This window comes from Pantoea stewartii subsp. stewartii (assembly GCF_008801695.1).
GTDB classification, from domain to species: domain Bacteria; phylum Pseudomonadota; class Gammaproteobacteria; order Enterobacterales; family Enterobacteriaceae; genus Pantoea; species Pantoea stewartii.
Genome location: NZ_VZPF01000049.1, coordinates 1 through 13,955 on the forward strand (window position 1 = coordinate 1; position 13,955 = coordinate 13,955).

Consider the following 13,955-nt stretch of genomic DNA (forward strand, 5'->3'; position numbering starts at 1 on the left):
CGCGCCACTCGGACACGGCGAAGGCGTTCGCCTATCTACTGAAGCAGTGGGACGCGTTAAACCTGTACTGCAGCAATGGCTGGGCGGAGATCGACAACAATATCGCGGAGAACGCGCTGCGTGGCGTTGCCCTGGGTCGGAAGAACTGGCTGTTCGCCGGTTCAGACGCTGGCGGGGAGCATGCTGCGGTACTGTACTCATTTATCGGCACCTGCCGGCTGAATGGTGTGGAGCCGGAGGCGTGGCTGCGCTACGTTCTCAGCCATATTCAGGACTGGCCGGTGAACAGACTGACTGACCTGCTGCCGTGGAAAGCTGACCTGCCTCCCGCCACGGCGTGAGAACTCAGAACCGGTAGCTCACCTGCAGCCAGACCTGGCTGATACGGTTAGCACCGTTATGGGAATACTGTTTTGTGCACCGCTTTTCAGTTCCAGTTTAAAGTAGAGTAATACCAAAAATTCGTGGGAGTTGTGTTATTTTACCCGAGCGGTGAATCCCCCTCAGCGGCGGGGCTGAGCCACAAACGGGGTGAAAGCCTTGGCCAATAAGCGGGTCAGGTTGTGGCTTTTTCTGACTCACCGGGAGGCACCCGGCACCGCTCAGTTTTCCTCAGGGAAGCTGACAGACGTAAACAAACGGACGTAAACGGGTCGGGCCCGGTTCTGCCCTCGGGGTAGCCGGCAGGCCCTGAACAGCTACCGTTTTCAGCAGACAAAAGCCCTGCGGGATTCTCTGCAGGGCTTTTTTATTCACCGCTGTCAGGAAGCGCAGACAGTATTCAACATATTACCCAGGAAGATAAATATGATTCAGGTAAATAACAGAAAGGCCATAAGAGTTACGTTACCTCTCCTTTTGCTTTTACTGGCCGGATGTAAGCTCCCTTCACGTCCCCGCGTTGAGAAAAACACGGTTTCGACCGAAACGCCTGTAAAAAAAGAGTGTTCCGGTCAGAAGGGGAAAATATATCTGATTGCAAGCTCGTCGCAGTATGACGAAAAGGTCATTCCTGAAATTGAGGAGGCGTTCTCCCGCCTGTGCTACGCCACTGACCAGCGTTATCTTGACCAGAAGCCGACCCGGCTTGGTTACGTCAACACCGATGAGAATCGGGCAAAAACGCTCACCGACGCGCTCAGTGACCGGAATGTGCACTATCTCTGGTTTGTCAGAGGTGGTTCAGGAGCTCTGAACCTTTACCCGGCTCTCCATTCAAACCGGAAGCGTATTTCCTCATCCACACCGAAAATCATCTTCGGTTTCAGCGACGTAACGGCCGTTCACAGTTTTGTTAACCATGAACTGAACTGGCCCAGCGTGCATGGCGTTGTTGCTGCTTACAACAGGGACATGAATGAAATTGACAAAAACAAAACGCTTAATCTTAACAGCAGCCTGAATGAGGTGTTTGCCACGCTGTCTCACGGAGTGGATTACTCCGGCGTAGAGCCGCTGAATCCTCAGGCTGTTACAACGGTTACCGGTAAGCTGGATGGAGGTAACCTGACGCTGGTCCGGTCGCTGTTCTCCACAAAATATGAGGGCACTTATACGGACAAAATAATGATGCTTGAAGATACGGGGGGGACGGCAAAGCAGCTTGACCGGACCCTTCATCAGATTGAGTACAAAAGGAAGTTTCATCCCCGCGCCGTCATATTTGGTCAGTTCTACATCCAGAATGCAGATGATGCTGAAAAAAGCCTTTACAGAGAAGTGGTAAAGAATTTTGCAGAGCGTGTTAACTACCCCGTTTATTACTATCCGGAATTCGGACACGGAGAAACCAACCGGCCCTTCATTCTGAATCACCGGGCGAGCATTTTGTGCAGCAGCACACAACAGCTGTGTACTCTGAAGCAGTTACCTTTAAAAGCAGAGCAGTAACAGTAAATTTCTGCCAGCTGAGCGCTGGCAGAAAGGTCAACGATCCAAGACTGTTTTAGTCTGTTTCGGGTAATTCTGCAGTATTGTACTATCGACTCACTACCTCTAATTATTCTGTCAATACGGTCTGTCTGTGACGCTTACTCCCGAACACCTTCTCTCCAGTGAGATCGCCGACGTTACGCTGGAAGGTGAAGTTCAGGTTGTCGAGCAACTGGGACATGAAACGCAGATCCACATCCAAATCCCCGCCATCCGTCAAAACCTGGTGTACCGCCAGGAGGACGTGGTGTTGGTAAAAGAGGGCACCACGATGGGCATTGGCTTGCCGCCCGAGCGTTGTCACCTGTTCCGCGAGGACGGAAGCGCGTGCCGCAGGCTGCATCAGGAACCCGGTGTTGAGCCCGCCAAATACAAAAAGCAATAACCTCAGGAGATCGAAAATGTTAACTCTGCGCAAGCTTTCCCTCGCCGTGGCCGTGGCGACAGGCACGCTGTCTACGCCGCTTATGGCGGTGGATTTTTCCGGTTATGCGCGCTCCGGCATCGGCTGGACCGGTAGCGGCGGCGAGCAGCAATGCTTTCAGGCAACCGGTGCACAAAGTAAATACCGCCTCGGCAACGAATGCGAAACCTACGCGGAACTGAAGCTGGGTCAGGAAGTGTGGAAAGAGGGCGATAAGAGCTTCTATTTTGACACCAACGTGGCGTACTCGGTTTCTCAGCAAAATGACTGGGAATCCACCTCACCGGCGTTTCGTGAGGCCAATGTCAAAGGCAAGAACCTGATTGATGCGCTGCCGGGTTCTACGATCTGGGCCGGTAAGCGTTTTTATCAACGCCACGATGTACACATGATCGACTTCTACTACTGGGATATTTCGGGGCCGGGGGCGGGCCTGGAAGATGTCGATCTGGGATTTGGAAAGCTTTCTTTTGCGGCAACCCGTTCCTCAGAAGCGGGCGGTTCGTATACCTTCTCCAGCGATCGAATCCGCAATTACGCCACCAGCACAGCTGACGATGTCTTTGACGTGCGGCTGGCCGGACTGGAAACCAACCCCAATGGCGTGCTTGAGCTGGGCGTGGACTATGGTCGTGCCAATGCCCGTGACGGTTATCGCCTGGACGAGGGCGCCTCAAAAGATGGCTGGCTGTTCACCGCAGAACATACCCAGAGCATGCTGAAGGGCTACAACAAGTTTGTGCTCCAGTACGCCACGGACGCGCTGACGTCACAGGGCAAAGGGTTAGCGCAGGGCAGCAATATCAATAACAACGGCCGGCTGTACCGGATCCTGGATCACGGCGCGATCTCGCTGGCAGAGCGCTGGGACATGATGTACGTCGCGATGTACCAGAACACCGACCTCGATAACAACCGGGGCAACGAGTGGTACACCGTGGGCGTGCGGCCAATGTACAAATGGACACCGATCATGAGCACCCTGCTGGAAGTCGGCTATGACAACGTGAAGTCTCAGGAGGTCGGCGAGCGCAATGGCCAGTACAAAATCACGCTTGCCCAGCAATGGCAGGCAGGTGACAGCATCTGGTCGCGCCCGGCGCTGCGTCTGTTTGCGACCTATGCCAAATGGGACGAGAAGTGGGGCTACAGCAAAGATGCGGCGGGCGATCTCACTACGCTGGCCGCACGTGACAGCAGTGGCAACGGCCTGTTCACCAACAGTCGTGGCAACAATGACGAGTGGACCTTTGGCGCTCAGATGGAAATCTGGTGGTAAGGCGATCCCCGGTTAACATTCTCTAACCACATTCTTTTTTTCTGGTAGCGGCTGCTATTGCCTGGCGGTGCCGCTGCCGGTTCTGCGAGGTTCACAATGAAAATGCATAAAGTCGGATCAGCGCTGAGCCTGAGCGCAATGCTGCTGGCAGGGCACAGCGCCACTGCCCGCGCCGAAATCAATCTGATGCCGCAGGATGTCTCTGGCGCACCACACTTTTCACAAACGAGTCTGCAAAGCCTGACCTGGCAGCCGATGGATACTTCACGCGCTCAGGTGACAGTGCTTGATGGCAGCCATTCACGATGGAATGTCCCGGGGATGACGGGCCCGGTCGCGGCTTACAGCCTGCCTGCGACGCTGGGAGAGCTGACCATTACCCTGAGCAGCGAGGTGCAGAACAACCAGGTATTTGCCCCCAATGTGCTTGTCCTGGATGAACATCTCCGTCCGGCCGCCTGGTTTCCGAGCCGCTGGTTTACCTATCAGCAACCCGGCGTAATGGCCGCTGACCGGATCGAAGGCGTAATGAAACTGACGCCCGTGCCGGGGCAGCAGAAAATCTATCTGTTAGTGTTCACCACAGAAAAGGATCTGACACAAACCACTACGCTGTTGGATCCGGCAAAAGCCTATGCCAGGGGAACCGGCCACGCGGTGCCGGATATTCCCGATCCCGTTGCCCGCCATAGCCTCTCGGGCAGGCTAAAAATCAACGTCAGCACCAGTTCCGCCTCCTCGATACTGGTCGGGCCGCTGTTTGGCGCTTCCCGTTCAACGCCCGTGACGGTCGGACAAACACAACCTGCCGTGCAGGCCGCGCAAACCACTGCTGCGCCTGACACAAAATCTCAGCCCCTTGTCACCGATACCGAAAGCTACTTTAACCAGAGCATCAGGCAGGCAGTGGCCCAGGGCAATATTGATAAAGCGCTTAAACTGCTCGACGAAGCAGAGCGGCTCGGTTCACCTTCCGCACGAAAAACATTTATCAGCAGTGTTAAAGGCAAGGAGTAATCACTCCGCAGTGCTGATTTGCTCCACCTGGTGCGCTGAGGCGCACCTTTTTTTGTCAGTCAGAGAAGTAAATACGAATGTCGGCCGGAAAATTGAACGACTATTCGAAATGATGACATGTTAAGCCATGCTGAAATACTCTCGATGGGTTGTCTTTTTCTGAGGCGGGCCTGCAACTTTCACAATAACTTTGAAGACCTTGAGGATTATTTATCGTTTCACGCGCGGGTGTGGTTCCAAAGTGATTAGGCGTCTGAAAGTAAATATGCTGCCGTCCGTGTGTCACAGAGCATTTCGGGCAACTTTTATATTCAACGTTGTTTTTGACTTTGGGAAGCCCCCTGTTTAAAGCAATACCGCAACACGCACAGCAACCGATCATCGCACCCTCTCAATATATTAATAAATCTGATTAATATCTTTGCCAGTTTGCAAGTTTCGGTCCAAAGGTAAATTGAACCCGGCCACAGAAATGACATATACGAAGCGTAGCCAACACCCAAATTCATTTAGCAGTCCATATCGGCATTGTATTTTGGTTGATATGGACCGCATTATTTTCTTATCCGCGCTTCTGCGTCATGGTCGCCAGCAGCCCGTTAATCCGCGCATCGGCAAACATCGCCTCCAGCGGCAGGCTGAGCTTACGTCGCCAGTTCGGATAGGTCTCCACCGTGCCGGGTACATTGACCGGAGAAGCCATATCCAGCCAGTCTTCGGGCTGCAAGCCCAGCAGGGCGCTGTTGCAGTCAGCCAGAAAGCAATGAAGCGCGGTATTCAACACCAGACTCATGCGCGGGCTGTTGGCCTGCACCAGTGCGCCGTTTTTCAGATAACCCTGGCGCTGCAGGCTCTGTAACAGCGCCGCACGGGCTGTCCTGCGCTGGCGATGGAGCCCGCCCAGCACCGCGTTGTCAGGATAGAGTCCCAACTGGCTGCCGAGCGTCAGATCGTCGTGTTGCCACCAGCCGCGCAGCGTTGGCATATCATGGGTGGTGGCTACCGCCATGGCCTGCGCAGGCCATGCGGCAGGCGGACGAAAGGCGCGTTCAGCGGTTCGTTCAAAGTAGAGCACTTTGTAGGAGTAAACGCCGGCATCACGCAGTTTCGCCACGATGGTATCCGGTACTGTACCCAGATCTTCTCCGATCACCATGCAGCGGTGACGCTGGCTTTCCAGCGCCAGAATGGCCAGCAAATCGTCGACAGGATAGGTCACATAGGCACCTTCCGCTGCCGTTTCACCCGCCGGAATCCACCACAGACGCAGTAACGCCATCACATGGTCAATACGCAGTGCGCCACAGTCACGCATATTCGCACGCAGCAGGGTTATCCAGGGTTCGTATGCCCGGTCATACAATTCCCCGGGATGCAGCGGCGGTAATCCCCAGTTCTGGCCCAGCGGTCCCAGAATATCCGGCGGCGCGCCCACGCTGGCCGCCAGGCAATACAAGGCGCGCTGGCTCCAGGTTTCAGCCCCATTCGCGGCCACGCCGACGGCGAGATCGCGATAAAGCCCCAGCGTCATCTGTAGCCGCTGGCTGTCCTGCCAGCACGCCGCAAATTGTCGGGCGGCAAGCCATTGTAACCACTGATAAAAACGGATCTCATCGCCGTGTTCGATGCGAAAGGCGTGCACGGCGGCGCTGTCCGGCTGTTGATACGCAGCGGGCCAGGTATCCCAGCCGTGACAGGTTGGATCCTGACCCACAAACCAGGCGTGTAAGGCATCGAAAATGCCCTGATGCAGTAGGCTTTCACCGCCCTGAAGGATAAACACCTCGAATGCGACGGCCTCACTGTCCTCTTTATCACGCTGCAAAAACTGCGCCCACGCAAACCGCAGTGCGGTGAGCTTGAGCGACGCGACAGCGGGATAATCCACCCACTGTGCCGCGCGGGCGCGCTGGAGAACGTCCTGTGTTTCTGCCGTGAGCCACCAGGCCTGTGCGGCGGCGCTCAGCGTAAAATCAGCCACATCGGGCACGCTGATATACAACACATTCAGCCAGCGCCGGGAAGAGGGACTGTAAGGACTGGCCTGATCGGGCAGCGCGGGGAACAGCGCATGTAACGGATTCAGGCCGATAAAGGCGCCGCCTCGCTGACCGGTCTCGTTCACCAGTTGCCGCAGATCGGCAAAGTCGCCCATGCCCCAGTTGCCCGCTGAGCGCAACGAATAGAGCTGCACACAGGTTCCCCAGCGCCTGCGCCCCTTAAGCAACGCCTCCGGCGCATAGCAACGTGACGGTGTCACAATTATCTGGCAGATAACCCGTTGCGTGCCTTGCGTCAGGCGCAATTGATGGTAGCCGTCAGGCAGTTCCGGTAAGCACAACGATTTATCCGGCTCACATTGCCCCGACCAGTGCTGCCCGTATTCGCTCGTTAACTGCCAGCGCGTGGGACCGGTCAGCACAGGCGTTAACACTATCGGTTTACCCTGCGGGATAACCCATGCGGGGGGCAATGGTGTGGATGGGGCCGCCTCGCGCGCCATCGCCGTCAGCAAACGCTGACGCGTGAGGGCAGAAACCGTCTGCATCGTTCCATGCGCATCCACATATTCCGTTGCTATGCGGCCCGTCTCCTGAGGTGGATGAAAAGGCGTCATTGTAATTATCCTTTACGCTGCCAGATGCGCTGCTGGTAATGGCGAATCGCACGGTCCGCGCTGAACATTCCGCAGCGGGCGGTATTCAGGATGGCTGCGCGCGTCCACGCCTGCTTATCGGCCCATAAGGCTTCGGCACGTTGCTGAGCATTCAGATAGTGACGGAAGTCAGCCAGCACCCGCCAGGGATCGCCGTTCTCAGGACCGAGACTGTTTAACAGCAGGTCAAACGCGTGCGTATCGCCCGCGCTAAAGGTGCCGTTTTCCAGCGCCTGTAAGGCCTGATCGAGTTGGACGTCGTTGGTGCGCCACTGAACAGGATCGTAATGCCCGGCCTTCAGCGCCTGCACCTGCTCCACGGTGTGGCCAAAGATAAAGATATTGTCTTCACCGACCTGTTCGGCAATTTCGACGTTGGCACCATCGAGCGTACCTATCGTAAGCGCACCGTTCAGGGCCAGCTTCATATTGCCGGTGCCGGACGCTTCTTTGCCCGCCGTTGATATCTGCTCTGACAGGTCCGCGGCAGGGATCAGCCGTTCAGCAACAGAAACGTTATAGTCCGGAATAAACACCACTTTCAGGCAATCGGCCACGCGCGGGTCGTGATTTATGACCTCAGCAACCTGATTAATGGCGTAAATGATGTTTTTGGCCAGCGCATAACCGGGTGCCGCTTTGGCCCCGAAGATCACCACGCGCGGACACAGGTTCGCCTGTGGATCGCGATACAGCATCTGCCAGAGGGCGATGATATGCAGCAGCGTCAGATGCTGCCGTTTGTATTCATGCAGTCGCTTGATTTGCACATCGAACATCGCCGCGGGATTAACGACAATGTCGGTCCGCTCAGCAATCCACGCGGCCAAATCCTGCTTGTTTTGCTGCTTGATCTGCTGATAGTCGGCACAAAAACCGGCATCATCCACCCAGTTTTCCAGAGAGGCGAGCGCGTCCAGATCGTTGATCCACGGCCGCTTCAGCGTGTGGCTTATCAGGCGGGCAAGGCGGGGATTGCACTGGTTGATCCAGCGGCGTGGCGTAATGCCGTTAGTGACGTTATGAAACTTATCAGGCCATAGTGCGACGTATTCCGGGAACAGCTCTTCTTTGACGAGTCGGGAGTGCAGCGCGGCGACGCCATTTACGGCAAAGCAACTCATTACACACAGGTTAGCCATGCGGAGTTGCTTATGATGTACGATAGCCAGTCGGGCCCAGACCGCGTCATCGCCCGGCCAGCGTGCATCCACTTCTGCCTTTAGCTGGGCATTGAGGCGATGGATGATCAGCATATGGCGCGGCAGCAGGGCGCGGACGATGCCGGTATCCCAGCACTCCAGCGCTTCAGGCAACAAAGTATGGTTGGTATAGGCAAATGTGCGCTGGGTGAGGGTCCAGGCGCTGTCCCAGCTGAATTGGTGCTCATCGATCAGCAGCCGCATCAGTTCGGGGATCGCCAGCGTGGGATGCGTGTCGTTTAGCTGAATCACTTCGTAATCGGCTAGGCTGTCGAGCGAACGGCCCGCCTGCAGGTGGCGGCGAAGGATATCAGTCAGCGAACAGGCGCACTGAAAATACTGCTGGATCAGGCGGAGTTTTTTGCCGGCCTGATGATGGTCGTTAGGGTAAAGGACTTTCGTCAGCTTCGCCGCATCCATGCCCTGTTTTTCAGCCCGCATAAACGCCCCGTTGTTGAAGGTTTGCAGGTCAAATGGCTGCGCATGCGTGGCCTGCCACAGCCGCAGCGGCTGCGTCACACCGTTTTCAAAGCCGACCACCGGCAGATCCCAGGCTTCGCCCTTGAGGTAAAACGCGGGCTGCCAGCGGATTGTGCCGTTTTCGTTACTGACTCTGCCGCCTAAGCCCACCTGGACATCCCGCCGGGCATTGTACGTAAACCAGGGATAACGCTCGCGCTGCCAGTCGTCGGGTTGTTCATCCTGCGCGCCGTCGACAAAACGCTGACGAAACAGACCGTACTGGTAATTCAGGCCATAGCCGGTAGCGGGCTGACCGACAGTGGCCATCGCGTCCAGAAAGCAGGCTGCCAGACGCCCTAAGCCGCCATTACCCAGCGCCGGATCGCGCTCGTTTTCCAGTACGTCACTGAGTGACACATCCCATTGCGATAAGGCGGCAGTGACGGCGTTATACCAGCCCAGGTTGAGGAAGTTATTGCCGGTCAGTCGTCCGGTCAGAAACTCCATCGACAGATAATTGACATGGCGTTGATCGCCGGAAGCGGGCCGGGCAGGGAGCGCGCGCAGCATTTCAGCCAGCGCACCACTCAGTGCGTGCCACCACTGATGCGGCGTCATTTCGTGTGCCTCTTGCAGGCCAAACTGTTGCCACTGGCGCGCCAGCGCAGCGTTAAAAAGCGATTGATCAAAGGGATGCTGTGTCATAGCCGAAAATCCTGTTTTAAGGAGAAAAGGGAATAACCCACAGTGTGCTTTTGCGTTTCGGCGCGCGCCTCCTCCCGGCAGAATTTCGCGCAGGCGGAGCCGCAGGGTGGAGAGCCTGAGGGAAGTCCGAAAGTTTTACTTAAGTGTGATTAGATTCGCTTTTGTGAAGATTCACTTAAGCGTCTGCTTGCTTTATCCGAAGGGATAGCTGAACGTGTGAAGAATAATTACGAAGCGTAAAAAAATGATGCGCCGAAGCAAATGGAGAAGCGTGCGTCTATGTTAATTCCCTCAAAACTCAGCCGTCCTGTCCGGCATGAAACCACGGTGAAACGCGAGCGACTGATACGAAAATTATCCGCCGCCGGTAACTATCGCCTGGTGCTGGTGACCAGCCCCGCTGGCTACGGTAAAACCACCTTGATCTCCCACTGGGCAGCCGATAAAGCCGAGCTGGGCTGGTATTCCCTGGATGAAAGCGACAACCAGACGGAGCGCTTTGCGGATTATCTGGTGGCGGCCCTGCAGCAGGCCACGCAGGGATGCTGCCGCCGTAGTGAAGTGCTGGCGCAGAAGCGGCAGTACGTCAACCTTAACGCACTTTTTACCCAACTCTTTAACGATTTGCAGGAATGGCATAAGCCGCTGTGGCTGATCATTGATGATTACCATCACATCACCAATCCGGCGATTCATGATGCCATGCGCTTCTTTCTACGCCATCAACCTGAAAACGTCACTCTGGTCGTGCTCTCGCGTAATCTGCCGCAGTTAGGCATTGCCAATCTGCGCGTGCGCGAACAGCTGCTGGAACTCAGCAGCCAGCAACTGGCCTTTACCCATCAGGAAGCGCAGGCGTTTTTTGCTGCCCGGCTGCCCGCACCGCTGGCGTCCGACGAAACCGGGCGCCTGTGCGATGACGTCGCAGGCTGGGCAACGGCTCTGCAGCTGATCGCCCTGTCGGCCCGGCAGGGCGCAGGCGCGGCGCAGCATTCGGCCCGACGTCTGTCGGGTATTAATGCCAGTCACTTAAACGACTATCTGGTCGAGGAAGTGCTGGATAACGTGACGTTGCCCACCCGCCATTTCCTGTTAAAAAGCGCGCTGCTACGTTCGCTCAATGCGGCGCTGATCGCCGAAGTCACCGGTGAGGAGAACGGCCAACGCTGGCTGGAGGAGATCGAGCGCCAGGGGCTGTTTCTGCAACGCATGGATGATTCCGGCCAGTGGTTCAGCTATCACCCGTTATTTGGCAGCTTCCTGCAACAGCGCTGCCAGTGGGAGCTGGCTGCAGAGCTTCCCGCCCTGCATCGTGCGGCGGCAACCAGCTGGATGGCGCAGGGCTTTCCGGGTGAAGCCATTCATCATGCGCGCGCCTCAGGCGATGCTGAGATGCTGCGGGACGTGCTCATTGAGCACGCCTGGTCTCTGTTTAACCAGAGCGAGCTGCCGTTACTGGAATCGTCGTTGAAAGCACTGCCCTGGAGTATGCTGCTGGCGCATCCCAACCTGGTGTTATTGCAGGCCTGGCTGATGCAGAGCCAGCACCGCTTCACAGAGGTGAACAGCCTGTTGGCCCGGTTTGAACAGGAGAGCCGTTGCGAAATCGATGCGGTCCTGCGCGGCGAGTTTAACGCGCTACTGGCGCAGGTGGCGATCAATGACGGTAATGCGGATGATGCCGAGCGTCTGGCGATGCTGGCGCTGGACGCGCTGCCTGAAAGCCGCCACTACAGCCGGATTGTCGCGACCTCGGTGCACGGCGAAATTCTGCATTGTAAAGGCGAACTCAGTAACTCGCTGGCGCTGATGTGCCAGACGGAGCATATGGCTCGCCGGGAAGATGCCTGGCACTATGTGCTGTGGAGCCTGATTCAGCAAAGCGAGATTCTGTTTGCCCAGGGCTTTCTGCAAACCGCGTATGAAACCCAGGAGCGGGCCTTCGCGCTGGTAAAGGCACAGCATTTGTCTCACTTCCCGTTGCATGAGTTTCTGCTGCGCATCCGCGCCCAACTGTTATGGGCCTGGGGACGGCTGGATGAGGCGGAGCAGGCCGCGCGCGACGGCATGAAAGTATTACAGGGTTTTCAGCCGCAGCAGCAGATCCAGTGCCTGGGCTTACTGGTGCAGAGCGCCATCGCCCGTGGCAACCTTGATAACGCGCGCACCTTATTAAATCGCCTGGAGAACCTGCTGAACAACGGCCGCTGGCATCATGACTGGCTGGCCAATGCAGATAAAGTGCGGGTGCTGTACTGGCAGATGACCGGCGATTTGCAAAGCGCGCGTGATTGGCTGCGTCAGACGCCAAAACCGGCCAGTGCCAGTAACCATTTTTTACAGGGACAGTGGCGTAACGTGGCGCGGGCGCAGATTCTGCTGGGGCAGTACACTGAGGCCGAGGTGATTCTGGACGAGCTGAATGACAACGCCCGGGCGTTGCAGCTAATGAGCGATCTCAACCGCAATTTGCTGTTGCTGAATCAGATCTACTGGGAAACGGATCAGCGCGCAAAGGCACAGCAGGCTTTACTCAGTGCGCTCAATCTGGCACGCAGCACCGGTTTTATCAGCCATTTCGTTGTGCAGGGTGAAACCATGGCGCAGCAGCTCCGTCAGCTGTTACAGCTGAATACACTTGATGAGCTGGATCACCATCGGGCGCGGCGCATCCTGAACGAGATCAACAAATACCACCGCCACAAGTTTGCGCATTTTGATGAAGGCTTTGTCAGTCGGTTGCTGAACCATCCGGACGTACCGGAGCTGATCCGCACCAGCCCGCTGACGCAACGTGAATGGGCAGGTGCTGGGATTAATCTATTCCGGCTACAGCAACGAGCAGATCGCGGCCGAGCTGGATGTGGCCGCCACCACCATCAAAACCCATATCCGCAACCTGTATCAAAAACTGGGCATCACCCATCGGGCGGAAGCGATGACGCAGGCGCAGTCGATGCTGAAAATGATGGGGTACGTGTAGGGAAAGCAACAGGCAGCCGGGTGCTGCCTGGACGTTTTACGCTTTTTTGTTTCGCGTGTCAGGCATCAGTAAGGTCACAAAGCCAAGCAGCGGTAAAAAGCCACAGGCGTTGTATACCGTGGTAATACCGTACCAGTCCGCAAATTTCCCCAGTGCGGCCGCGGCGATACCGCCAATCCCAAACATCGTGCCAAACATGATCCCGGCCACCATGCCCGTGCGGCCCGGCAGCACCTCCTGGGCATAGACGACCAGCGCGGCAAACGCCGATGAAAAAACCAAACCAATGCAAACGGTTAACACCGCGGTCCAGAACAGGTTGGCGTGCGGCATCAGGAGCGAGAAGGGAATGACGCCCAGAAAAGAGATCCAGACCACCGCCTTACGTCCGATACGATCGCCCACCGGGCCGCCAACCAGCGTCCCAATCGCCACCGCGGCCAGAAAGGTAAACAGGTAAATCTGGGCTTCCGGCACCGGTAACTGGAAGCGCTCGACCAGATAAAAAATGTAGTAGTTGCTGATCGAGGCAATATAGGTGAATTTAGCCAGTAACAGCACGCCCACAACGGACAGCGCCAGCTTCACATCGCGCGACGACAGGGCGCGCAGTGACCGCTGGTTGTGCTTTTTCATGTGGGCATGACCGTGCTTCACCGTCCAGCGGCTGATACCTGACAGAATGATGACCGCAAACAGCGCGATCAGCATCAGCCAGCCCACCGCCAGCTGTCCGTGCGGGATGATCAGCATCGCGGCGACCAGCGGCGCAAAAGCGGTACCGACATAGCCGCCGACCTGGAAGGTGGACTGTGCCGTCCCAAATTGCCCGCCCGAAGCCATCCGTGCCACACGCGACGCTTCCGGATGAAACGTGGCTGAACCTACGCCGATAAGCGCCGATGCCATCAACACCACTGAGAAATGCGGCGCGCTGGCCAGCAGCCCGATGCCGATGAGTGTCGCAACCATACCAGACGGCAGTAGCCAGGGCTTGGGATGTTTGTCGGTATAAAGACCAATCCACGGCTGCAGCAGCGAGGCGGTCATCTGATAAATCAGCGTGATCAAGCCAATCTGGGCGTAGCTGAGCGCGAAGTTGGTTTTCAGCAGCGGATAAATGGACGGCAGCATGGCCTGGATAAAGTCATTACAGCAGTGGGAAAAGGCCACTGCGCCCAGTATCGACATCACAATTTTCTGACTGTCATCAACGTTGGCGGCCAGTCCGGGCTGACTGGTTTTCACTTCACTTGAGTATTGAGACATGCGCATTTCCGTGTGGGAGGACTTTA

7 protein-coding genes and 2 pseudogenes are annotated in these 13,955 nt (G+C 56.6%); 6 read left to right on the forward strand and 3 right to left on the reverse strand.

Annotated features, from left to right (window positions below; all coding sequences use genetic code 11):
* The 5 genes and pseudogenes from F7Q90_RS15180 to malM form a co-directional block, all read left to right on the forward strand.
* Positions 1 to 341, forward strand: a 341-nt coding sequence (locus F7Q90_RS15180) for an IS66 family transposase (RefSeq protein ID WP_151161025.1), incomplete at its 5' end; no start/stop codon positions are given.
* A 466-nt stretch (positions 342 to 807) separates the two neighbouring features.
* Positions 808 to 1,890, forward strand: a complete 1,083-nt coding sequence (locus F7Q90_RS15185) for an LD-carboxypeptidase (RefSeq protein ID WP_006119140.1) — start codon at positions 808 to 810, stop codon at positions 1,888 to 1,890.
* Between the two features lie 139 nt (positions 1,891 to 2,029).
* A pseudogene (locus F7Q90_RS15190) lies at positions 2,030 to 2,317 on the forward strand (TOBE domain-containing protein); the annotation flags it as partial.
* Positions 2,318 to 2,333: 16 nt separating this feature from the next.
* A complete protein-coding gene (locus F7Q90_RS15195; protein ID WP_006119142.1) occupies positions 2,334 to 3,635 on the forward strand; it encodes a maltoporin in 1,302 nt (433 codons plus the stop codon).
* A gap of 96 nt (positions 3,636 to 3,731) precedes the next feature.
* Positions 3,732 to 4,652: a maltose operon protein MalM gene (gene malM / locus F7Q90_RS15200; protein ID WP_006119143.1), complete on the forward strand. Its 921-nt coding sequence runs from the start codon at positions 3,732 to 3,734 to the stop codon at positions 4,650 to 4,652.
* Between the two features lie 562 nt (positions 4,653 to 5,214).
* Here malM and malQ read toward each other — a convergent pair.
* Both malQ and malP read right to left on the reverse strand, forming a co-directional pair.
* Entirely contained in the window at positions 5,215 to 7,269 is a 2,055-nt protein-coding gene (malQ, locus tag F7Q90_RS15205; protein WP_006119144.1) for a 4-alpha-glucanotransferase, read from the reverse strand.
* Positions 7,270 to 7,274: 5 nt separating this feature from the next.
* Positions 7,275 to 9,677, reverse strand: coding sequence for a maltodextrin phosphorylase (gene malP / locus F7Q90_RS15210; RefSeq protein WP_006119145.1), 2,403 nt, complete (start codon positions 9,675 to 9,677; stop codon positions 7,275 to 7,277).
* Between the two features lie 279 nt (positions 9,678 to 9,956).
* On the opposite strand from malP, the pseudogene malT reads away from it, so the two are divergent.
* Positions 9,957 to 12,660: pseudogene (malT, locus tag F7Q90_RS15215) on the forward strand (HTH-type transcriptional regulator MalT).
* A gap of 36 nt (positions 12,661 to 12,696) precedes the next feature.
* On the opposite strand, the gene F7Q90_RS15220 reads toward malT, so the two are convergent.
* Positions 12,697 to 13,929 (reverse strand): MFS transporter, encoded by a 1,233-nt coding sequence (locus F7Q90_RS15220; protein WP_006119150.1) that lies wholly within the window; start codon positions 13,927 to 13,929, stop codon positions 12,697 to 12,699.
* Between the last annotated feature and the right edge of the window lie 26 nt (positions 13,930 to 13,955).

Bases quoted from the DNA above. Each gene is read 5' to 3' on its own strand.
- F7Q90_RS15185 (WP_006119140.1), top strand. From the start codon at position 808: ATGATTCAGGTAAATAACAGAAAGGCCATAAGAGTTACGTTACCTCTC.
- F7Q90_RS15195 (WP_006119142.1), top strand. From the start codon at position 2,334: ATGTTAACTCTGCGCAAGCTTTCCCTCGCCGTGGCCGTGGCGACAGGC.
- malM (WP_006119143.1), top strand. From the start codon at position 3,732: ATGAAAATGCATAAAGTCGGATCAGCGCTGAGCCTGAGCGCAATGCTG.
- malQ (WP_006119144.1), bottom strand. From the start codon at position 7,269: ATGACGCCTTTTCATCCACCTCAGGAGACGGGCCGCATAGCAACGGAA.
- malP (WP_006119145.1), bottom strand. From the start codon at position 9,677: ATGACACAGCATCCCTTTGATCAATCGCTTTTTAACGCTGCGCTGGCG.
- F7Q90_RS15220 (WP_006119150.1), bottom strand. From the start codon at position 13,929: ATGTCTCAATACTCAAGTGAAGTGAAAACCAGTCAGCCCGGACTGGCC.